Source organism: Nonomuraea sp. NPDC048882, assembly GCF_040649755.1.
In the GTDB taxonomy this organism is placed as follows: Bacteria; Actinomycetota; Actinomycetes; order Streptosporangiales; family Streptosporangiaceae; genus Nonomuraea; species Nonomuraea maheshkhaliensis.
Map to the genome: position 1 here is coordinate 1 of NZ_JBEZGB010000005.1, position 19,507 is coordinate 19,507.

Consider the following 19,507-nt stretch of genomic DNA (forward strand, 5'->3'; position numbering starts at 1 on the left):
ACCTCGTGCTCCTCGATGTGGATCGAGGACAGGACGTCGTCCTGGACCAGCCGCTGGGACAGGATGATCGCGTCTTCGTAGTTGTGGCCCTCCCACGGCATGAACGCCACGAGCAGGTTCTTGCCGAGCGCCATCTCACCGTTGTCGGTGCAGGGGCCGTCGGCGATGACCTGGTTGACCTCGACCCGGTCGCCCTCGGCCACGATGGGCTTCTGGTTGAAGCTCGTGCCCTGGTTGGAGCGCTTGAACTTCGCCACCCGGTAGGTGGTGCGGGTGCCGTCGTCGTTCATCACGGTGATGTAGTCGGCGGAGACCTCCTCCACCACACCGGCCTTCTCGGCGCTGATGACGTCACCGGCGTCGGTCGCGGCACGGTATTCCATGCCGGTGCCGACCAGTGGCGCCTCGCTCTTGAGCAGCGGCACCGACTGGCGCTGCATGTTGGAGCCCATGAGCGCGCGGTTGGCGTCGTCGTGCTCGAGGAAGGGGATCATCGCGGTGGCCACCGACACCATCTGGCGCGGCGACACGTCGATGTAGTCGACCTCCTCGGCACGGGCGAGCTCGGTCTCACCGCCCTTGGTGCGGACCAGGACGCGGGGCTCGGCGAACGAGCCGTCGGAGTTGAGCGTCGTGTTGGCCTGCGCCTTGACGTAGCGGTCTTCCTCGTCGGCGGTGAGGTAGTCGATCTGGTCGGTCACCTTGCCGTCGACGACCTTGCGGTAAGGCGTCTCGACGAAGCCGAAGGCGTTGATCCGCCCGTAGGAGGCCAGCGAGCCGATCAGGCCGATGTTCGGGCCTTCAGGGGTCTCGATCGGGCACATCCGGCCGTAGTGGGACGGGTGCACGTCACGGACCTCGAAGCCGGCCCGCTCACGGGACAGACCACCGGGGCCCAGCGCGGACAGACGCCGCTTGTGCGTCAGGCCGGCCAGCGGGTTGGTCTGGTCCATGAACTGCGACAGCTGCGAGGTGCCGAAGAACTCCTTGATCGACGCCACGACCGGCCGGATGTTGATCAGGGTCTGCGGCGTGATCGCCTCGACGTCCTGCGTCGTCATCCGCTCGCGCACGACGCGCTCCATCCTGGCCAGGCCCAGCCGGACCTGGTTCTGGATGAGCTCGCCGACGCTGCGCAGGCGGCGGTTGCCGAAGTGGTCGATGTCGTCCACCTCGACGATGACCTCACGGTCGCCGGCGCCCGGCATCGACTCCTCGCCCGCGTGCAGGCGGACGATGTATTCGATGGTGGCGACGATGTCGTCTTCGGTCAGGGTGCCGTGCGTGATCTCGGCGTCGACGCCGAGCTTCTTGTTGATCTTGTAGCGGCCCACCTTGGCCAGGTCGTACCGCTTGGGGTTGAAGTAGAGGTTCTCCAGCAGGGTCTGCGCCGACTCCTTGGTCGGCGGCTCACCGGGCCGCAGCTTGCGGTAGATGTCGAGCAGGGCGTCGTCCTGGCCGGCCGTGTGGTCCTTCTCCAGGGTGGCCCGCATCGACTCGTACTGGCCGAACCGCTCGAGAATCTTCTCGTTGGTCCAGCCCAGTGCCTTGAGCAGCACGGTGACGGCCTGCTTGCGCTTACGGTCGATGCGCACACCGACGCTGTCGCGCTTGTCGATCTCGAACTCCAGCCAGGCACCCCGCGAGGGGATCACCTTGCAGCCGTAGAGGTCCTTGTCCGAGGTCTTGTCGACATTGCGTTCGAAGTAGACACCGGGCGAACGGACCAGCTGCGAGACCACGACACGCTCGGTGCCGTTGATGATGAAGGTGCCCTTCGGGGTCATGAGCGGGAAGTCGCCCATGAACACCGTCTGGCTCTTGATCTCACCGGTGGTGTTATTGATGAACTCCGCCGTCACGAACATCGGGGCGGAGAAGGTCATGTCCTTGTCTTTGCACTCGTCTACGGAGTACTTGGGCGGCTCGAACCGGTGGTCGCGGAACGACAAGGACATGGTCCCCGAGAAGTCCTCGATGGGACTGATCTCTTCGAAGATCTCTTCGAGGCCCGACTGGGTCGGGACGTCCTTGCGCCCGGCCTGGCGAGCCGCCTCTACCCGGGCCTTCCACTTCTCGTTGCCGAGCAACCAGTCGAAAGACTCGGTCTGCAGGGCCAGAAGATCAGGAACTTCGAGAGGCTCCTGGATGCGCGAAAAAGAGACGCGACGGGGACCAGCGGGTACGGCGGAGGCGTTGCGCGAGGCTGCCAACAGATGTCCTTCCGAGGGCTCGCGGCGGACTGACTACACGCACGCCAGACAACCTCGCAACGTGAGCAAGCATCACGGGTCGTCAAAGGGCAGCGCAAAGGGGCAGTGTAGCCGAACGGCACACGCCTGTCCACTTCACCCTCGCTGCATGCTCCACGTTGGTCGCAGCATCGCCCGTTCAGGCGGAAACGTCAAGCCCACAAGCCCGACTTTTAGCCGACTCAGGGCCCGGACGCTGGGTTTTCTCCCCTGTGTGACTGATCGCCTACCGCCAGGCCCAAGACGATACCCGCGAACGGGGGCGGTTAACGCTCTGTCACACCGGGGGCCGAACCCATGCCGACAACCGGTGTTGCAGTGACTGGGATACCCCCGCCAAAGGCTTCGCTAAACCTGATTTTTGGTAACAATTGAAGGAAGCGACGCGCCCGCGATCTCTGGGGCCCTCATGCCGTACCCAGGAGGGTGGACAGGCCCGCCACCAGCCAGCGCGACTCTTGCCGCACCATGACGAACCTTGCCCGGTTCTGGGTGAACTCCCGCTGGAGTCCTTCTTTACCCGGGATCTCCTTGACCGTACCAGTGTTCATGAAGAGCAGAACCTCTACCCGGCCGGGCTCGGCGTGCTCGACTCCAACGTCTGTCACGTCCACCGTCTGCACGATCTTCTGCGCCTTGGCGCGGGACGCCAGGCTCTTGCTCAGCTCCTTGTAGTGCCCGGTCAGGTCGCCCGTCGTGAACGTCCCCGCGCGAGCCAGATCCTCCTCAATCGTCCGGTAGTCGTACGAGAGCAACTCGGGCGCGACCTTCTTGGCCGCGACCGTCGCCTCCGCCGCGGCCGCCTCCGCCGCGCGCAGGTCGCTCAAATTGACCCACATGGTCGGCACCATCACCCCCGCCACGAGGACGAGGGCGCCCAGCAGCACGATCGTGACGAGCCTCACGTCACCTGCACCACCTTCGACACCAGCCACAGCCCGCCGACCTTGCTCAGGTCCATCCGCCAGCGGTAGAACCGGTCCTGCGGCGCGCTCTTCGAGCCGTCCCAGCGGATCTCCACGTCGGCCACCACCAGCACCTTGGCCGCGGTCGCGGTCATCGAGACCAGGCCGGTCGCGCGCAGCACGCCGTGCTGGACGACCTTGTTCTCGACCGTGGTCGATTCGAGCTTGGCCGCGGTGGCGGTGTACTCGGCCCTGGCCGGCCCCGTCGAGGTGTCGACGATGCGCCGCAGGTCGGCCGCCACCGTCCGGTAGTCGAGCGAGACCAGGTTCTTGGCGTGCACGCCCGCCGCGAGCAGCACCGCCTGCTTGTCACCCGCCCTGCCCTGCTCGTCGCGCGCCTGGGCGGCGATCCACACGCCGGTGCCGACGAGTGCCGCCAGTATCCCGCTGAGCGCCGCGATCAGGATGCGAGCGGGCCGAACGGCGAGTCCGTTCATGGTGCCCACCCCCTCCTGGCTGGTCGCGTGCCGGATCATAACGCGACACCCGCTCGCGAAGTCCGCGAATCGACGCAGGCGGCATGAGTGGAGGCCCGGAGCGCCCCTCAAGGCTCAGGAAGCTTTCCTCGGGGAATCGGGCAAGGCCGTCGGATTTCCCGCGAATGCCTCCAGACGGCCCTCAGAGGCCCGCTGAGCGCCGTACGCGCCCTTAGGGTCCTGGGATGACACCCGGCGGCTGTTCAGCCGATCCCGTGGAAGTGGGCGTTGACCAGGCGGGGGTACTCCTCCAGCCAGTTGCGGCCGCGTTCGTCCACGAACGACCCCTGCGGCGGGATCACGCCGTTGGCCGCCAGCCACGTGCCCGGCGGCTTCTGGGTGCGGCGGATCCGGTTCCCGCCGGGCATGAGCTGCGGCGGGATCGGCGGCAGCGCCCCGGGGTCGTGCCCCAGCTGCGCCTCGGCCTCCAGCTCGGAGACGTCCTTCTCCTCCGACATGCCGATGGGGCCGTGCTTCCTGGCGTTCAGGAACTGCCGCACCGCCGGCTCGTCGCTGGACAGCAGCATCTCGCGGGGGCCGAACATGACCAGCTCCCTGCGGAACAACATCCCGATGTTGTCGGGCACCGTGCGGGCGGTGTTGATGTCGTGGGTCACGATCAGGAACGTCGCCTCGATCTCGGCGTTCAGGTCCACGATGAGCTGGTTGAGCAGGGCCGTGCGCACCGGGTCGAGACCCGAGTCGGGCTCGTCGAACAGGATGATCTCCGGATCCAGCACCAGCGCCCTGGCCAGCCCCGCCCGCTTGCGCATGCCGCCCGAGATCTCCCCCGGCAGCTTGGTCTCGGCGCCGCGCAGGCCGACCAGCTCCACCTTCTCCATGACGATCTGGCGGATCTGGCTCTCGCTCTTCCTGGTCTGCTCGCGCAGTGGGAAGGCGATGTTGTCGTACAGGTTGAGCGAGCCGAACAGCGCGCCGTCCTGGAACAGCACGCCGAAAAGGCGGCGCAGCTCGTAGAGCTTGTCCTCCCTGCAGTTGGCCAGGTCGTAGCCGTCGATCCAGATGTGGCCGCGGTCGGGCCGCAGCAGGCCCACGAGCGTCTTGAGGAAGACCGACTTGCCGGTGCCCGAGGGGCCGAGCAGCACCGAGATCTCGCCCGGGGGCAGCGTCAGCGAGACGTCCTCCCAGATGACCTGCCGACCGAACGACTTGGTCAGCCCATCGACCACGACCTCGACGCCCACTGTCACCTTCCCGACGTTTCCCGGGATTTCAGGGGATTGCGCCCGGCTTCGGCGCTGCCCTCACCGTAACGGCGTCGCGGCGAATTGGACCGCCATCCAATAGCTTGTTACCGGGCGGTTATCAGGCATCCTGGTCGGCCAGCGCGCGCAGGGCGGGACGCAGCAGGCGGGCGATCTCCTCGCGCGGCACGTCGCGCAGCTCGTCCAGCTCCAGGAGCTGGTGCCCGACCGTGACGCCCAGCATGACGAGCGTCATCAGCGCCGCGCGCAGCCGCGCGTCCGCGCCGGGCGTCGCCGCGGCGAGCCGGTCGATCTGCCCGCCCAGCACCTCGCGCGCCGACGCGGCGGCCTCGGGATGGGTCAGCATCGAACGCATCATGGCCAGGGAGCTCTGGGGCAGCTCCCCCATCTTGGCCGACAGTGTGCCGAGCAACTCCTCGACCATCCCGTCCGCGTCCCGCTCGCCCTCGGCCACCGGCGTCACGCGCACGGCGCGCTGGAAGAGCTCCTGCTTGCTGCCGAAGTACTGCATCACGAGGGCGGGATCCACCTCCGCCGCCCTGGCGACGCCCCTGATGGTGGCGCGTTCGTAGCCGACCTCGGCGAAGAGCGACCTGGCGGCGTCGAGGATCCGGCCTTCTGTCCTGCGCCGCCTCTCGGCCCGCGGCAGCGGTCGCTCGCTCACGCGCCTGACTCTACCCGCGTTGACCGAACCATTCGATTCGCTCTACGCTCGTTGAGTCAACGCCTGTTGAGCGAAATGGGGTTCGTCATGTCCATCGAGGAGATCGTCACCGGCTACCACGCGGCCATGGTGCACAAGTCGGCCGACGAGCTGGCCGACCTGTACGCGGAGGACGGGCTGCACGAGTTCCCGTTCGGCGGGCTGCCGGCCTTCGAGGGGCGGGAGGCGGTGCGCGCCGGATACCGCGCCATGTGGGGCGCCTCGCCGTTCGAGGCCAGGGAGGTGCGGCGAGTGGCGCTGCACCGTACCGAGGACCCTGAGGTCGTGGTGGTGGAACAGGACACGCACGTGGCGGCGGGCGGCCGCACGATCACCGTCCCGGGCCTGCTGGTGCTCAGGATCAGGAACGGGCGCATCACGCACACCAGGGACTACATGGACACCAGCGCCATCGACCGGGTACGCGCCGCCGCGGGCTGAATATTGAATGGGCCCGGAACGCGAAAAGAGGCGGCACACCCGGCACCAGGGTGTGTCCGCCTCTTTCCGAAGAGCCGTTGCGTGAATTACTTCACGGTGACGGTGGCGCCGGCGCCCTCGAGGGCAGCCTTGGCCTTCTCCGCCTGCTCCTTGTTGACCTTGCCGTCGAAGACCGGCTTCGGAGCACCGTCCACCAGGTCCTTGGCCTCCTTGAGGCCCAGGGACGTGAGGGCGCGGATCTCCTTGATGACCTGGATCTTCTTGTCGCCGGCGGCCTCGAGGATGACGTCGAACTCGTCCTGCTCCTCGACCGCGGCGGCCTCGCCACCACCGGCGGCGGCGGGGGCGGCGGCGACCGCGACGGGCGCGGCGGCCTTGACGTCGAAGACCTCTTCGAACTGCTTCACGAACTCGGACAGCTCAAGGAGGGTCATCTCCTTGAACGCGTCGAGCAGCTCGTCGGTGCTGAGCTTCGCCATGATGTTTTCCTTACGTTTAGGACTTGCAGAAAACTAGGAACGGGACCGCGGTATGTGCGGCAACCCCCGTGTTACTCGCCGGACTCTTCGCGCTTGGCACGAAGGGCGTCGGCCAGCTGGGCCATCTGCGTGGGCAGAGCGGCGAACACCGCGGCGGCGGCGCTCTGCTTGGCCTTCATGGCACCGGCCAGCTTCGCGAGGAGAACCTCGCGGGACTCGAGGTCGGCGAGCTTGGTGATCTCGGAGGCGTCGAGCGTCTTGCCGTCGAGGACGCCGCCCTTGATCACCAGAAGGGGATTGGCCTTGGCGAAGTCACGCAGACCCTTGGCCGCCTCGACAACGTCACCGTTGACGAAGGCGATCGCGGTCGGACCGGCGAGCAGGCCGTCGAGGCCCGCAAGACCGGCCTCAGTGGCCGCGATCTTGGTCAGGGTGTTCTTCGCCACGGCGAACTTCGCATTCCCACCGAGAGAAATGCGCAGCTCCTTGAGCTGCGCGACGGTGAGACCGCGGTACTCGGTCAGAACGGCGGCGGCGCTGCCTTCGAACTCACGCTTGAGCTCGGCAACCGCTGTCGCCTTATCCGCCCTCGCCATGGGCCTCCTTCCAGATGTGCCACCGGCGAAGGGCCCAGAAATGAGAACAGCCCCGGGCGCAGGGCGCACGGGGCTTCACGCACATGGATCACTCCATATGGGAAACTCGTATCACACCTGCGCGGGCCGTCCACAGAATGTGGATCCTTCGGTCGCCAGGCTTTGAGGCACCTGACGACGACCGGCGGTCTTCGGCAACGACCACACTACGTGTTGATCGCCGAGTTTCCAAATCGCTCTCAGTTGTTCGTACCCTTGGGCAGCTCTCCGACCTGGTCGGCGGGCGGCGTCTGGATGTTGACGGCCTTGTTGAAGTCCTTGAAGAACAGGGTGGCGTCGAGCGTGGCGCCCTCCTTGGAGCCGTTCAGCGCGAGCTTGCGCGGCAGCCCGTCGGCACCCACCCAGATGTCGAACTTGACGTCCTTCAGCTCGGCCAGGTTCTCGCGGGCCTGCTCCTGCTTGTCGGCCGGCAGCTGCTGCACGGCCACGTCGACGGGGAACGTCCCGCTGTAGTGGGTCGTGTCCTCGTTGTTGACGCTCTCGGTCCCGACGGACTTGACGTCCTGCGAGGCCGTGACCAGCTTGGTCATGTTGCCGAGGTCGAACTGCTGGATCTGGGTGAGGTACTGGTTCACCTGCGCCGAGTCGCCGCCCATCTCGCTCAGCGAGACCTTGATCCACGGCTTGGTGGCTCCCAGGAGCTCCTTCAGCGCCTCGACCTTGACGTACACGGTGTCGCCCTGCAGCACCGCCCGCACGCCACCGGGAACGCTCCGCCCGCCCATGTCGATGGTGTCCAGCGTGAGGTCGGCGGCCAGCTCGGGCTTGCTCTGGTAGAGCATGCGGCCCTGCACCTTGCCGTCGCCCTCCTGCCCGTGCGAGACGTTCACCACGGCGTCGACCGTGTAGCTGGTGACCTCCGACGTCTTCTGCGCGGCCTGCGCGAGCACTTCTGAGGCGGCCAGGTTGACCTGGATGGGCTGCGCGTTCGATCCACAACCGGCGACCGCGGCTACGACTAGCGCGGCTCCGGCCGCGGTCATACTTATCGTGCGCTTCAGCATGTTTTGACCTTACGTTTATGTCGTCCCGCTGTGGCGTCTTCCCCTCACAAATAAGGGAAAACCCAGGGTTATCCCTCACACGGCGCGCACACTTCCCACACAATTCCCGCCGTAGCCGCCCTCACCTGCAAGATCGTGCCGACGTACGGATCCGGCGAAGTCCCGCGAAGTCCCGCGAAGTCCCGCGAAGTCCCGCGATTCGCCCGTGAGGTCACGGACGGCGTGTGGTCGCGGTCGGGTCTGAGGTCGCGGACAGGTCTGAGGTCGCGGACGAGCCAGTAGACGCAGCCGAACCAGTGGTCGCGGACGAACCTGCGGACTCGGACGAACCTGCGGTCGGGGATGGGCTCGTGGTGGTCGCGAAGGTGCCGACGGGCGGGTGGTCGTACACGCCGACCGCCCACGTGCCGGGCTGCTCGCCCACCTTCGCCGAGAGCCGTTCGCGCACGTCCTTGTGAAAGAGCGCACGCCCGGCCGCCTCCTCGTTGCACGGCCCCGGAGCCGGGACCCGCAGGCAGCGGCCGAGCTGCTCGGCGACCTCGACGACGGGCGCGTCCGGGGGGAAGACCCACACCTGTATCTTCTGCGGGCCCTTGAGCCATCCGGTGGGCGCGGAGAGATGGTCGTGATGGCCCCCTCCCCCGTTCCCGCACCGCCCGGACGTGCCGCCTCGTTCGCCGCCCTTGAGCGGGCCCGAGAGGACGAGCCAGGCGTTCGGGTCGCCGCAGACCACCTTGAAGCCGGTGTCGGTGCTCGTCGGGGTGAACGTCACCGTCCTGCCCACGCCCGTCGTGGTGAAGCGCTCGGCGTGCAGGAGGGGGATGGAGTACCTCTTGGCTCCGAGGACGATGGGGTAGGTCTCGGGAAGCTCGGGGCCCGTCTCGACCTGCGCGGAGTCGGGCTGCCGACCCACCGCGGCCCGTTCATCCGGACGGACGAGACCCGTGCCCGTGATGGAGCCCGTCAGCAGGACGGCGGCGGTGGCGGTGGCGGTGGCCGCCAGTGCCGCTCCGGCGCTCAGCACCCGCCTGGTCGCACGCGTCCGACGCCCCCGCCGGACGATCCGGTCAAGGTGCGGGCTCGGTTCCGCGCCGGCCCCGTCGTTGGCGCGCTCCTCCAGCAGCGCGCGCAGGCCGCTCTCCGTACGCCTCATCGCTGTCTCCCTCATCGCTGCAGCTCCTCAAGGTGCATCGTGCGGATGTCCGGATCGACCCTGAGACGGGTCAGGGCCCTGCCGAGCTGGCTCTTGACCGCGCCCAGCGAGCAACCGACGATGTCGGCGACCTGGGCGAGCGTGCGCCCCTCGAAGTAGTGCAGGACGATCACCGCCCGCTGACGCGGCGACAGGGCGCCGATGGCGTTCCACAGCGCCGCCCGGTCGTCCGCCACGGCGGTCTGATCGCGCGGATCGGCCGTCTCGGGAAAGGTCTCAACCGGCACCTCACCCCGCCACAGCCGCCGCCACCACGAGGCGTGGGTGTTCACGATGATCCGATACACGTACGGGTCAGGATTCCCCTCGATCCGCCGCCAGGCCACCCACGCCTTGGCCAGCGCCGTCTGCACCAGATCCTCAGCCGTGCCCCAGTCCCGGGTCAGGAGGTACGCCATCCGGCACAGCCGTAAGTGGCGGTGCGCCACGTACTCGGCGAACCCGTCATCCATCAGTCATCTCCGTCTCATCGGCTCCAGCGATGACTACCGGCCGGCCGGCACATTCGGTTGACAGCCTCTGCGAACGAGTTACATCACCCCATTCGGGAAACCCTCGCGAACGACCGGCACCACCGTCCTCCGGAGCCCGTCGCGGACGACCTGTCGGCACCGCCCTCCGGAAGCCCACCCCAGACGACCAGCGGCCGCGACACCGCAGTCTGGCAGCCCGCCGAAGACGGCAGCCGACCTACACACCCGGAGAGCTCCAAACGAAGGCACAGCCAGCAGAGGCGGCCCGGTCGTCCGGCGACGCCACAACGAAGACGGCTTTGTGGGGCCCGCCCGGCGCGGCAACCCAGCAGCGGCACGACGGAGACTGCCCCGACAGAGACAGGCCCGGCAGCGGTCCGGTCAGCCATCCGCGACTCTGCGGATACGGGTCGGTGGCGGCTCCCGCCCCGGTCAGTCGATCAGCCCCGAAAAGGGTCGAGGACGCAGAACGCCCCCGCCCGGAAGAACCGGACGGGGGCGTAAGTGAAGCTCTGCGGGGAGCGGTCAGCTCTCCAGCTCGGCCGTGAGGCCGCGGGTGACGTTGGGGTCGACCGGGACGCCCGGGCCCATCGTCGTGGAGAAGGTGACCTTCTTCAGGTAACGGCCCTTGGCCGCCGACGGCTTGAGACGGAGCACCTCGTCGAGGGCGGCGGCGTAGTTCTCGATGAGCTGGCGCTCGCCGAACGACGTCTTGCCGATGATGAAGTGCAGGTTGGCCTGCCGGTCGGTGCGGAACTCGATCTTGCCGCCCTTGATCTCCGTCACGGCCTTGGCGACGTCGGGCGTCACGGTGCCGGTCTTCGGGTTGGGCATGAGACCGCGCGGGCCGAGGACGCGGCCGAGGCGGCCGACCTTGCCCATCAGGTCCGGCGTGGCGACCACGGCGTCGAACTCGTTGAGCCGGTTGCCCTTGGAGATCTCGTCGATCAGCTCGTCGGCGCCGACGATGTCGGCGCCCGCCTCGCGGGCCGCCTCAGCACGGTCGCCGGTCGCGAAGACCAGGACCCGGGCGGTCTTACCGGTGCCGTGCGGAAGGTTGACCGTGCCGCGCACGATCTGGTCGGCCTTGCGAGGGTCGACGCCGAGCCTGAGTGCGACCTCGACGGTGGCGTCGAACTTGGTGGTCGACGTCTCCTTGGCCAGCTTCGCGGCCTCGACGGGCGTGTAGAGCTTGTCGCGGTCGATCTTGGCGGCCGCGTCTTTGTGCGCCTTGCTGCGCTGCATGTTGACTCCTTGTGGTGTCCGGGCCGATCGCGGTGCCGGCCCTCCCACGACTACGGGGAAAGGTCTCAGTCGGCGACGGTGATGCCCATCGACCGGGCGGTGCCGGCGATGATCTTCTCGGCCGCCTCGATGTCGTTGGCGTTGAGGTCGGGCATCTTCGTCTCGGCGATGCTGCGCAGCTGCTCGCGGCTCAGCTTGCCGACCTTGTCGCGGTGCGGGACCGCGCTGCCCTTGTCGAGACCCAGGGCCTTCTTGATCAGCTCGGGCGCCGGCGGCGTCTTCGTGATGAAGGTGAAGCTGCGGTCTTCGAAAATGGTGATCTCAACGGGGATGATGTTGCCCCGCTGAGCCTCCGTCGCAGCGTTGTACTGCTTGACGAAGTCCATGATGTTGACGCCGTGGGGACCGAGGGCGGTACCCACGGGCGGCGCCGGGGTGGCCTGTCCAGCGGGAAGCTGGACCTTCACCAATGCGGCGATTTTCTTCTTCGGAGGCATTAGTCCTTCTCCGGGTCCTGATTGCGATGCCGTCAGGGTCGCGGGTGCGCCCCTGACATGTCGGAGGCCGCCCTTCGCGTGAGGCGGCCAGCCGAACGTCTAAGTGTATGTGATCGTCTCAGATCTTCGAGACCTGGTTGAACGAGAGCTCCACCGGGGTCTCCCGGCCGAAGATCGACACGAGCACCTTGAGCTTCTGCGACTCGGGGCTGATCTCGCTCACCGAGGCGGGCAGCGTCGCGAACGGGCCGTCCATGACCGTGACGGACTCGCCGATCTCGAACTCGACCGTCGGGCCCGCGGACGCCTTGGTGGTGGCCTTCTTGGCCTCTTCCGTCGGCTCGGGCGCCAGCAGCTTGGCGACCTCGTCGAGGCTGAGCGGGCTCGGCTTGTTGGACAGGCCGACGAAGCCGGTCACGCCGGGCGTGTTACGCACGGCGGCCCAGGACTCGTCGGTCAGCTCCATGCGCACCAGCACGTAGCCGGGCAGCACCCGCTCCTTGACCGGGACCTTCTTGCCGCTCTTGAACTCCTGGACGGTGTGCGTGGGCACCTCGACCTGGTAGATGTAGTCCTCCATGTTGAGCGAGACGTTGCGGCTCTCGATGTTGGACTTCACCCGGTTCTCGTAACCGGCGTAGGAGTGGATGACGTACCACTCGCCGGGCTGACCACGCAGCGAGCTCTTGAACTCCTCGACGGGGTCGACCTCGGGAAGTTCCTCACCGTCGTCGTCGACGGTGGAAGCCTCGACCTCGGCCGCCTCCTCGTCGCTCTCCTCGACCTCGGCCTCTTCCAGAGCCGCCTCGGCGGACTCCTCAGTGGCCTCTTCCAGCTCGTCGCCCCACTCGTCGCGGGACCCGTCAGCCGGAATTGAAGACTCGGACACGGTGACTCTTCCTCTTTCGTGGTAATCGAATGGCGACCCCGTCAGGCGACCACCGCCGGAGTCTCGGTCAGGATCCGCCGAAGACGCGGAGGACCGCCCATCCCAGGGCACTGTCGAGCCCGTACACGATCGCAACCATGATCAGAACGAATATCAGAACGACCGTGGTGTAGGTGATGAGATCCTTGCGTGTCGGCCAGATGACCTTACGAAGCTCGTTGACGACCTGCCGGTAGAAGAGGGCAGGAGTCGTGCGCGCCTTCTTGTCGCCACTAGGCTTGTCTGCGGTCTCGCCGCGCGTGTCGATCGCCACAGTCCTCACCTGATCCGTCGTATCCAACGCAGTATTGCGGCGCGCTTACACGCCAAGCATTGCGCGGACCGCACTCGCAGGGCACGAGGGACTCGAACCCCCAACCGCCGGTTTTGGAGACCGGTGCGCTACCAATTGCGCCAGTGCCCTATGTCGTTGACCAGACTACCCTGATCGACTCACTGCCTGGACCGAACCGCTCGCCGACATGCGGCGGAAGGACCAGGCGAAAGCATACGGGGGATTGCCCGGTACGTCGAACCAAAACCTGATCGCCCAGGTCACGCCCGCGTGTGGGCCGCGTGGGAACATGGACGCATGTCCACCCGACCCCGCATCTCCGCGAGAATTTCCGCGATTTCCGAGTCCGCCACGCTCGCCGTGGACGCCAAGGCGAAGGCGATGAAGGCCGAAGGACGGCCCGTCATCGGCTTCGGCGCCGGCGAGCCCGACTTCCCGACGCCCGGCTACATCGTCGAGGCGGCGATCGAGGCGGCGCGCGACCCGCGGTTCCACAAGTACACGCCCGCCGGCGGGCTGCCCGAGCTGAAGAAGGCGATCGCGGCCAAGACGCTGCGCGATTCCGGCTACGCGGCCGAGCCCTCGCAGGTGCTCGTCACCAACGGCGGCAAGCAGGCCGTCTACCAGGCGTTCGCGACGCTGCTCGACCCGGGCGACGAGGTCCTCGTCGTGGCCCCCTACTGGACGACCTACCCCGAGGCGATCAAGCTGGCCGGGGGCGTCCAGGTCGACGTCGTGACCGACGAGTCCACCGGCTACCTGGCGAGCGTCGAGCAGCTGGAGGCGGCCCGCACCGAGCGGACGAAGGTGCTGCTGTTCGTCTCGCCGTCCAACCCGACGGGCGCCGTCTACTCGCGCGAGCAGACGATCGCGATCGGCCGCTGGGCGGCGGAGCACGGCCTGTGGGTGGTCACCGACGAGATCTACGAGCACCTGATCTACGGCGACGCCGAGTTCACCAGCATCGCCACCGCCGTCCCCGAGCTGGGCGACCAGGTCGTGATCCTCAACGGCGTGGCCAAGACGTACGCGATGACCGGCTGGCGCGTGGGCTGGCTGATCGGCCCGTCCGACGTGGTGAAGGCCGCGACCAACCTGCAGTCGCACGCCACCTCCAACGTCTCCAACGTGGCGCAGATCGCCGCGCTGGCGGCGGTCTCCGGCGACCTGTCGGCGGTGGCGGAGATGCGCGAGGCGTTCGACCGCCGTCGTCAGACGATGGTGCGGATGCTGAACGAGATCCCGGGCGTGTTGTGCCCGGAACCGAAGGGGGCGTTCTACGCATATCCCTCGGTCAAGGAGCTGATCGGCAAGGAGCTGCGCGGCCGGCGGCCCCGGTCGTCCGCCGAGCTGGCGGAGCTGATCCTGGAGGAGGCCGAGGTGGCCGTGGTGCCGGGCGAGGCCTTCGGCACGCCGGGTTACTTCCGGCTGTCCTACGCGCTGGGTGACGAGGACCTGGTCGAGGGCGTCAGCCGGCTGAGCAAGCTGCTGTCCGAGGCCCGCTGATCCGTTCAGGGCCGGTTCGCGCGGTTCCGACCTGGTCGGGGCCGCGAAGGGAAGCGGTGGTGGCGGGGCCGGGTCAGGCCGCGGTGATGTCGGCGGCGATCAACCTGATCTCCGTGGCCAGGCCGGGCGTCGCGCCGATGTAGACGGCGGTGCCCGGCCGCTCCAGCCACATGAAGTTGCGCATGCCCGTACGTGTGATCCAGCGCAGCGCCGGTTTGCCCTGGTACAGGGTCAGCGTCGACCTGGCCACCAGCGTGGAGAAGCGTTCGGCCGTCTGGACCCCGCACACCACGCCGACGTACACGCGCTCGTCGTCCTCGCGCCAGATCCGGCCGCGCACCTTGAGCCGCTGCCTGAGCGAGTCGAGACGGGCGAACCTGCCGGCGTCGTCGAGCCCGGGGATCTCGGCGGGCACGTGCACCTTGGTGTCGTCGCAGGACAGCGAGGCCATGTTCTTGCGGGTGATGACCGGCTTGGGCGGGGGCAGGGTCGCCTGAAGCGGCGGCGTGGGGTCGCCGCCGACGCCGCACGCCGTCAGCGTGAACATGAGGAGCACCGCTGCCAGCCGCCGCATCGACCTCCCCTTTGACGTGAGCGGATTACCGGGGGAAAGGGCTCCTAGTCTCCTACACGAGCCCTGATGGAGGCGGCAATAGCGACGAGATCGTCACTGAGCGGATCGCCGACCCTGACCCACGCGCCCGTGCCGGGACGTTCGAGCCAGACGATCACCCGGCCGCCGTCGGGATGCCGGCCGGCCAGGGCCGGTCTGCCGCGCACGGTGACGGGACGGGCGGCCGACATGGCGACGCGCTTACGGTAGCGGTCCCAGCCGGCGGCGATCGTGCCGTGTTCGATCTGGATCTCGACGAACCGGCCCGCTCCGCCGAACCTGGCCCAGGCCCCGCTCTCGACCCCGGGCCGCCGCGCGAGGACGCCGCCACCGACGCGTTCGAGACCCGAGGGCAGGTGGGTGAGCCACAGATCGCCGGAGACCACCGCGAGCGCCCTGACCGGCCGCGGCCCCACCGCCCCCGCCGCCGCCCCCGGCTCCTCGGAGGTCGGTACGGGCGCGGGGCGCGGGGTGGGCAGGGCCAGGCGGGGCGGGCGGCCGAAGCCCGAGGAGAAGAGCCCGTAGATGATGAGGGCCGTCACGCCCAGCGCCATCGCCGCCAGAGCCGCGCGGGCGCCCTGGCCGAGCTCGTGTCCCTCGGGGATCATCCCCCCATGATCCCCCGCCCGAGCCCTCCCTACCGTACGTTCGGCCGGTCGGGACGTACGCCCTCAGCGATTCTGCGCAACTCGGCCTCGCCGTCGATCTCCTCGCTGTAGCCGGCTTCCAGGCACACCTGGACGACCAGGTCGTCACGCACCTCCCAGCCGATCGTGAGCAGCCCGCGCTCGGTGCCCCGCGGCACGACCTCGCCACCGTCGGCGACGGTCGCCAGCCACGCCCGCCTGCCACCGACGTCCACGCGCTCGGCCTCCCCCTGCCCGGGGAACTTCTCGACGGCCTGCCTGGCGGCCTCGCCCGTGAACACGAACACCTGCACCGCGAACGTGCCGTGATCGGCGTCCGGCCGCTGGAAGCTGGTGGTGTAGCTGTGCTTGCCGAACCTGTCCTTGGCCGACCATTTGCCCCATACGAGCCCTTCGGGCAGATAGCCGAGGCGGATGCCGCCGAACTCGCGCCCGTCGCCCAGGTCGCCAAGGTCCTGGGGCGGTCTGTCGCGCGGCGCGAGGGTGAGCCTGACGTGGTCGCCGGGAGCGGCCCGTTCTCCGGCGGGCGGCCGCTGCGTGAGCACCAGGTCGTTCAGGATCTCCGATCCGGAGAACTCGGCCCGCAGCCCGGCCTCGCGCAGGATCCGCGCGGCCTGCGCCGCGCTCTTGCCCGTCACGTCGGGAACGGTCACGTCGTCGCGCACCATGACCCGGTCCTGACGGGCGGCGGCGTCCCCGCCGCCCAGCGGTAGGTGGTCCAGCGTCACCGGTACGGCCACCGCCACCGCGGCGGTGATGAGCGCCGCGCCGGCCGCGCGGAGCCTGAGCACTCGGGCCCGATGCCGGCCGCGTACGGCCGATCCCAGGCCGGGCGCGGCCCGCACGCCGGCGACGTGCGCGCGCATGGCGTCGGCCAGGTCGTCCTCGATCGTCATCTGCTCACTTCCTCTGCCATGTCCATGTGTTCGCGGATCCTGGCGAGCCCGCGCGCCGCCTGGCTCTTGACCGTGCCCACCGAGCAACCGAGCAGGGCGGCGGTGGACTGCTCCGACTGGTCCTCCCAGTAGCGCAGCACGAGCACGGCCCGCATCCTGGGCGGCAGCCTGCGCAGCTCCCGGATGAGCGCGTCACGCAGGTCGAGGTCGGGTGAGTCCGCGGCGGTATCCGGCGGCCGGGCGAACATGATCTCCTTGATGACCTTGCGCCGCCGCGCTCTGCTGATCGCCGCGTTCACGACGATCTTCCGCGCGTACGCCTCGGGGTTGTCGCCCCGGATGCGCGGCCAGTTCCGGTAGACCTTCTCCAGCGTGTGCTGGACCAGGTCCTCGGCGTCGTGCGGCGTCGCCCCGCAGACCAGGATCGCGGTGCGCAGCAGCGAGGTGCTCCTGGCGGCCAGGAAGTCGTCGAAGGCCGCCTCGTCGTCATCTGTCATCAGCATCTGTCATCAGCATCTGTCATCAGCGAGGGTCCCCTTTCGCCCTCCCCAACGCGCCGACCCGCCCGGAGGTTGAGTGGCAAGATATGCAGATGCCACGGCCCCTACATGCCCTTCCCAAGGCCCATCTTCATCTGCACTTCACCGGCTCGATGCGGCACTCGACGCTGATCGAGCTGGCCAGGGACCAGGGGCTGCATCTGCCCGACGCGCTGGAGCAGGACTGGCCGCCGAAGCTGCGGGCGACCGACGAGCGGGGCTGGTTCAGGTTCCAGCGCCTGTACGACATCGCCAGGTCCGTGCTGACCCGTCCCGAGCACGTCTACCGGCTCCTGCGCGAGGCGGCCGAGGACGAGGTGGCGGCCGGGTCGCGGTGGCTGGAGATCCAGGTCGACCCCTCGGGGTACGCCCAGCGCTTCGGCGGGCTGACGGCCACGCTGGAGCTGATGCTGGACGCGGTGCACCAGGCGGCCACGCACGCGGGCATCGGGATCGCGGTGATCGTGGCGGCGAACAGGACCCGTCATCCGCTCGACGCGAACACGCTGGCCCGGCTGGCCGTCCAGTACACCGACAAGGGCGTGGTCGGCTTCGGGCTGTCCAACGACGAGCGGCGCAGCCAGGCGAGAGACTTCGAGCGGGCGTTCAGGATCGCCAAGCGCGGCGGGCTGCGGGCCATGCCCCACGGCGGCGAGCTGATGGGGCCGCGCAGCGTCGCGCAGTGCGTCGACGACCTGGGCGCCGACCGGGTCGGCCACGGCGTGCGCGCGGCCGAGGACGACTGGCTGATGCAGCGGCTGGCCGACCGGCAGATCTGCTGCGAGATCTGCCCCACCTCCAACGTGGGGCTGGGGGTGGTCGAGCAGGCCGCCGACGTGCCGCTGCGCCGGCTGTTCGACGCGGGGGTGCCGATCGCGCTGGGGTCCGACGACCCGCTGCTGTTCGGTACGCGGCTGCTGCGGCAGTACGAGCTGGCCAGGGACGTCTACGGGTTCAGCGACGCGGAGGTGGCCGAGCTGGCCCGCCAGTCCGTACGCTCGTCCACCGCCCCCGAGACGGTGCGCAAGGAACTGCTCAAGGGTGTGGACGACTGGCTGACGTCGTCACCCGAGTGACTCGGCGACGCGGACGGCCTCCTCCTTGCTCCCCGCGCCCTCCAGGCGGTAGTTGAGCGTGCCCTGCTGCCAGACGAGGGTGGGGGCGGCCTGGCGGAGCGGGACCTCGGTGCCGTCCTGGCGGCGGATGTAGCCGAGGGGGTGCGCGCCGGGGAGCCACCAGGCCGAGCGCCCGCCGACCATCGCGTGGTCGGGGTAGGGCGGGCCGAGCTTCTTGAAGAAGTACGGGTCCATGGCGCCGTCGAACTGGTCGAGCCGGATGCCGTCCGGCCAGAACATCGACACCACCCTGCCACCGTCGGAGACCGTCACCCGTTGCGGGGGGCCGAGGGCGGAAGGGGTTCTGACCGGGAAGCGCGCCTGGCCCGCGACGGCGGACGGCGGCACGGTGTGCTCCCCTGGGAGCCCGGCCGTGGTGGTGACGGGCGGGGGCGGGGTGTCCCCGACCTGCAGCTCGATGCCGGCGAAGCGCAGGATGTACGCCACGGCGGCGCGGCCCTGGGGGGTGGCGGCCGTGACGGTGACGACGGCGACGACCACGGCCGCCACGACCACCCACCGCCTCCCACGCCGCCCCAGCGCCCGGGGATGCGGCCTTACCGGCGTGGCGATCGGCCCGTGCGCCGGGTCGGGATCGGACTCGGGAGCCGGGCCGGGCTGTTCGAGGCGGGCGCGGACGGCGGCGGCGACGTCGGTGGGAGGGGGTGTGGGCGTGTCGAGGAGGTCGCCGAGCGCGACGAGTTCGGCCTCCAGGTCGTCGAAGGGTTCACGCGAGTTCACCGCCCACCTCCTCCCTCAGCCGGGCCAGCCCCCGGTGCGTGCTGGACTTGACGGTGCCGACGGGCCAGTCGAGCACCTGCGCGGTCTCCGCCTCGCTCAGCTGTAAGAAGTACCGGCAGACGACCGCCTGACGTTCCCGTTCCGGCAGCCCGCGTACGGCGGCCAGCAGCCGCGAGCGCCGGTCGGTGGCCACGGCGGCCCCCTCGGGGTCGTCGGGCGCGACCGGGTCGGCGCCGGCGGCGAGGCGCAGCGCCAGGTCGGAGCGCCGCCCGCGCGAGCGGGTCAGGTTGTGGGTCTCGTTGGCCACGATGCGCAGCAGCCACGGCCGGAACGGCGCGTCCCTGCGGAAGCTCGGCAGGTGCCGGAACGCCTTGACGAACGCCTCCTGGACGACATCCTCCGCCTCGTCCCCCGCTCCCAGCATGGCGGCGGTACGGTGGGCGAGCGCGCTGTAGCGGGCGACCAGCACCTCGTAGGCGGCCAGGTCACCGTCGAGCGAGCGCGTAACCGCCTCGTCGTCGTCCATGACGAGTCAGATTCCACCGCATCCCGGGCAGTTGGGAAAGGGCGTTTCGCTGATCGTGTCATCCTCATGAC

The 19,507-nt window shown here is 68.9% G+C and carries 23 protein-coding genes and 1 tRNA gene; 3 read left to right on the forward strand and 21 right to left on the reverse strand.

The features are described 5' to 3' along the window. From rpoB to AB0C27_RS18550, 5 genes are all read right to left on the reverse strand, one after another. On the reverse strand, positions 1–2,213 hold a 2,213-nt coding region (gene rpoB, locus AB0C27_RS18530), incomplete at its 3' end, for a DNA-directed RNA polymerase subunit beta (protein ID WP_357845320.1). Between the two features lie 446 nt (positions 2,214–2,659). Then, positions 2,660–3,157, reverse strand: a complete 498-nt coding sequence (locus AB0C27_RS18535) for a hypothetical protein (RefSeq protein ID WP_357845323.1) — start codon at positions 3,155–3,157, stop codon at positions 2,660–2,662. Further along, positions 3,154–3,654 (reverse strand): hypothetical protein, encoded by a 501-nt coding sequence (locus AB0C27_RS18540; RefSeq protein ID WP_357845325.1) that lies wholly within the window; start codon positions 3,652–3,654, stop codon positions 3,154–3,156. Before AB0C27_RS18540 ends, AB0C27_RS18535 begins: the two co-directional genes overlap by 4 nt. 242 nt (positions 3,655–3,896) lie before the next feature. Continuing rightward, complete coding sequence (locus AB0C27_RS18545) at positions 3,897–4,898, reverse strand: ABC transporter ATP-binding protein (protein ID WP_357846624.1); 1,002 nt, start codon at positions 4,896–4,898, stop codon at positions 3,897–3,899. Positions 4,899–5,019: 121 nt separating this feature from the next. Continuing rightward, a complete protein-coding gene (locus AB0C27_RS18550; protein WP_357845326.1) occupies positions 5,020–5,583 on the reverse strand; it encodes a TetR family transcriptional regulator in 564 nt (187 codons plus the stop codon). Between the two features lie 87 nt (positions 5,584–5,670). On the opposite strand from AB0C27_RS18550, the gene AB0C27_RS18555 reads away from it, so the two are divergent. After that, positions 5,671–6,063, forward strand: a complete 393-nt coding sequence (locus tag AB0C27_RS18555) for a nuclear transport factor 2 family protein (RefSeq protein ID WP_357845329.1) — start codon at positions 5,671–5,673, stop codon at positions 6,061–6,063. 86 nt (positions 6,064–6,149) lie between these two features. On the opposite strand, the gene rplL is transcribed toward AB0C27_RS18555, so the two are convergent. The 10 genes from rplL to AB0C27_RS18605 all read right to left on the reverse strand — a co-directional run bounded on the left by rplL (position 6,150) and on the right by AB0C27_RS18605 (position 12,982). Then, entirely contained in the window at positions 6,150–6,542 is a 393-nt protein-coding gene (gene rplL, locus AB0C27_RS18560; protein ID WP_185070580.1) for a 50S ribosomal protein L7/L12, read from the reverse strand. Positions 6,543–6,613: 71 nt separating this feature from the next. After that, on the reverse strand, positions 6,614–7,138 hold the full coding sequence (rplJ, locus tag AB0C27_RS18565) for a 50S ribosomal protein L10 (RefSeq protein ID WP_357845332.1): 525 nt from the start codon (positions 7,136–7,138) through the stop codon (positions 6,614–6,616). Positions 7,139–7,377: 239 nt separating this feature from the next. Next, the gene (locus AB0C27_RS18570; protein ID WP_357845334.1) at positions 7,378–8,202 is read right to left on the reverse strand and encodes a DUF1396 domain-containing protein; all 825 of its coding nucleotides are present in this window, start codon (positions 8,200–8,202) and stop codon (positions 7,378–7,380) included. A 211-nt stretch (positions 8,203–8,413) separates the two neighbouring features. Then, positions 8,414–9,355, reverse strand: a complete 942-nt coding sequence (locus tag AB0C27_RS18575; RefSeq protein ID WP_357845337.1) for a hypothetical protein — start codon at positions 9,353–9,355, stop codon at positions 8,414–8,416. Positions 9,356–9,366: 11 nt separating this feature from the next. Further along, on the reverse strand, positions 9,367–9,867 hold the full coding sequence (locus AB0C27_RS18580; protein WP_357845339.1) for a SigE family RNA polymerase sigma factor: 501 nt from the start codon (positions 9,865–9,867) through the stop codon (positions 9,367–9,369). A gap of 546 nt (positions 9,868–10,413) precedes the next feature. Continuing rightward, positions 10,414–11,133, reverse strand: coding sequence for a 50S ribosomal protein L1 (gene rplA / locus AB0C27_RS18585; protein WP_346103347.1), 720 nt, complete (start codon positions 11,131–11,133; stop codon positions 10,414–10,416). Positions 11,134–11,198: 65 nt separating this feature from the next. After that, the gene (gene rplK / locus AB0C27_RS18590) at positions 11,199–11,630 is read right to left on the reverse strand and encodes a 50S ribosomal protein L11 (RefSeq protein ID WP_106244322.1); all 432 of its coding nucleotides are present in this window, start codon (positions 11,628–11,630) and stop codon (positions 11,199–11,201) included. Positions 11,631–11,748: 118 nt separating this feature from the next. Further along, positions 11,749–12,519 (reverse strand): transcription termination/antitermination protein NusG, encoded by a 771-nt coding sequence (nusG, locus tag AB0C27_RS18595; protein ID WP_106244320.1) that lies wholly within the window; start codon positions 12,517–12,519, stop codon positions 11,749–11,751. A gap of 67 nt (positions 12,520–12,586) precedes the next feature. Further along, on the reverse strand, positions 12,587–12,832 hold the full coding sequence (secE, locus tag AB0C27_RS18600) for a preprotein translocase subunit SecE (protein ID WP_181307797.1): 246 nt from the start codon (positions 12,830–12,832) through the stop codon (positions 12,587–12,589). Between the two features lie 77 nt (positions 12,833–12,909). Further along, a tRNA-Trp gene (locus tag AB0C27_RS18605) sits at positions 12,910–12,982 on the reverse strand. A gap of 168 nt (positions 12,983–13,150) precedes the next feature. Between AB0C27_RS18605 and AB0C27_RS18610 the strand changes: the two genes are divergently transcribed. After that, a complete protein-coding gene (locus tag AB0C27_RS18610; protein WP_357845344.1) occupies positions 13,151–14,359 on the forward strand; it encodes a pyridoxal phosphate-dependent aminotransferase in 1,209 nt (402 codons plus the stop codon). A 73-nt stretch (positions 14,360–14,432) separates the two neighbouring features. Here the strand turns inward: AB0C27_RS18610 and AB0C27_RS18615 are convergent, their stop codons facing one another. Genes AB0C27_RS18615 through AB0C27_RS18630 form a run of 4 tightly spaced genes read right to left on the reverse strand, consistent with a single transcriptional unit; the run spans position 14,433 to position 17,018 of the window. Then, positions 14,433–14,933, reverse strand: coding sequence for a hypothetical protein (locus tag AB0C27_RS18615; RefSeq protein WP_357845347.1), 501 nt, complete (start codon positions 14,931–14,933; stop codon positions 14,433–14,435). Positions 14,934–14,977: 44 nt separating this feature from the next. Continuing rightward, positions 14,978–15,580, reverse strand: a complete 603-nt coding sequence (locus AB0C27_RS18620) for a hypothetical protein (RefSeq protein WP_357845349.1) — start codon at positions 15,578–15,580, stop codon at positions 14,978–14,980. A 29-nt stretch (positions 15,581–15,609) separates the two neighbouring features. Next, the gene (locus tag AB0C27_RS18625) at positions 15,610–16,515 is read right to left on the reverse strand and encodes a PASTA domain-containing protein (protein ID WP_357845352.1); all 906 of its coding nucleotides are present in this window, start codon (positions 16,513–16,515) and stop codon (positions 15,610–15,612) included. Further along, complete coding sequence (locus tag AB0C27_RS18630; RefSeq protein WP_357845355.1) at positions 16,512–17,018, reverse strand: SigE family RNA polymerase sigma factor; 507 nt, start codon at positions 17,016–17,018, stop codon at positions 16,512–16,514. The genes AB0C27_RS18625 and AB0C27_RS18630 overlap by 4 nt, the downstream gene beginning before the upstream one ends. A gap of 89 nt (positions 17,019–17,107) precedes the next feature. Between AB0C27_RS18630 and AB0C27_RS18635 the strand changes: the two genes are divergently transcribed. Continuing rightward, a complete protein-coding gene (locus AB0C27_RS18635; protein WP_357845358.1) occupies positions 17,108–18,130 on the forward strand; it encodes an adenosine deaminase in 1,023 nt (340 codons plus the stop codon). Here AB0C27_RS18635 and AB0C27_RS18640 read toward each other — a convergent pair. Continuing rightward, positions 18,119–18,910: a hypothetical protein gene (locus AB0C27_RS18640; RefSeq protein WP_357845361.1), complete on the reverse strand. Its 792-nt coding sequence runs from the start codon at positions 18,908–18,910 to the stop codon at positions 18,119–18,121. The genes AB0C27_RS18635 and AB0C27_RS18640 overlap by 12 nt on opposite strands. Next, positions 18,897–19,436, reverse strand: coding sequence for an RNA polymerase sigma factor (locus AB0C27_RS18645; RefSeq protein WP_346103334.1), 540 nt, complete (start codon positions 19,434–19,436; stop codon positions 18,897–18,899). The genes AB0C27_RS18640 and AB0C27_RS18645 overlap by 14 nt, the downstream gene beginning before the upstream one ends. Between the last annotated feature and the right edge of the window lie 71 nt (positions 19,437–19,507).

Excerpts from the sequence above, each read along its gene's own strand:
- AB0C27_RS18540 (WP_357845325.1), bottom strand. The coding sequence starts at position 3,654 with ATGAACGGACTCGCCGTTCGGCCCGCTCGCATCCTGATCGCGGCGCTC.
- AB0C27_RS18555 (WP_357845329.1), top strand. The coding sequence starts at position 5,671 with ATGTCCATCGAGGAGATCGTCACCGGCTACCACGCGGCCATGGTGCAC.
- rplL (WP_185070580.1), bottom strand. The coding sequence starts at position 6,542 with ATGGCGAAGCTCAGCACCGACGAGCTGCTCGACGCGTTCAAGGAGATG.
- rplJ (WP_357845332.1), bottom strand. The coding sequence starts at position 7,138 with ATGGCGAGGGCGGATAAGGCGACAGCGGTTGCCGAGCTCAAGCGTGAG.
- AB0C27_RS18570 (WP_357845334.1), bottom strand. The coding sequence starts at position 8,202 with ATGCTGAAGCGCACGATAAGTATGACCGCGGCCGGAGCCGCGCTAGTC.
- AB0C27_RS18575 (WP_357845337.1), bottom strand. The coding sequence starts at position 9,355 with ATGAGGCGTACGGAGAGCGGCCTGCGCGCGCTGCTGGAGGAGCGCGCC.
- AB0C27_RS18580 (WP_357845339.1), bottom strand. The coding sequence starts at position 9,867 with ATGGATGACGGGTTCGCCGAGTACGTGGCGCACCGCCACTTACGGCTG.
- rplA (WP_346103347.1), bottom strand. The coding sequence starts at position 11,133 with ATGCAGCGCAGCAAGGCGCACAAAGACGCGGCCGCCAAGATCGACCGC.
- rplK (WP_106244322.1), bottom strand. The coding sequence starts at position 11,630 with ATGCCTCCGAAGAAGAAAATCGCCGCATTGGTGAAGGTCCAGCTTCCC.
- AB0C27_RS18610 (WP_357845344.1), top strand. The coding sequence starts at position 13,151 with ATGTCCACCCGACCCCGCATCTCCGCGAGAATTTCCGCGATTTCCGAG.
- AB0C27_RS18615 (WP_357845347.1), bottom strand. The coding sequence starts at position 14,933 with ATGCGGCGGCTGGCAGCGGTGCTCCTCATGTTCACGCTGACGGCGTGC.
- AB0C27_RS18620 (WP_357845349.1), bottom strand. The coding sequence starts at position 15,580 with ATGATCCCCGAGGGACACGAGCTCGGCCAGGGCGCCCGCGCGGCTCTG.
- AB0C27_RS18625 (WP_357845352.1), bottom strand. The coding sequence starts at position 16,515 with ATGACGATCGAGGACGACCTGGCCGACGCCATGCGCGCGCACGTCGCC.
- AB0C27_RS18630 (WP_357845355.1), bottom strand. The coding sequence starts at position 17,018 with ATGCTGATGACAGATGACGACGAGGCGGCCTTCGACGACTTCCTGGCC.
- AB0C27_RS18635 (WP_357845358.1), top strand. The coding sequence starts at position 17,108 with ATGCCACGGCCCCTACATGCCCTTCCCAAGGCCCATCTTCATCTGCAC.
- AB0C27_RS18645 (WP_346103334.1), bottom strand. The coding sequence starts at position 19,436 with ATGGACGACGACGAGGCGGTTACGCGCTCGCTCGACGGTGACCTGGCC.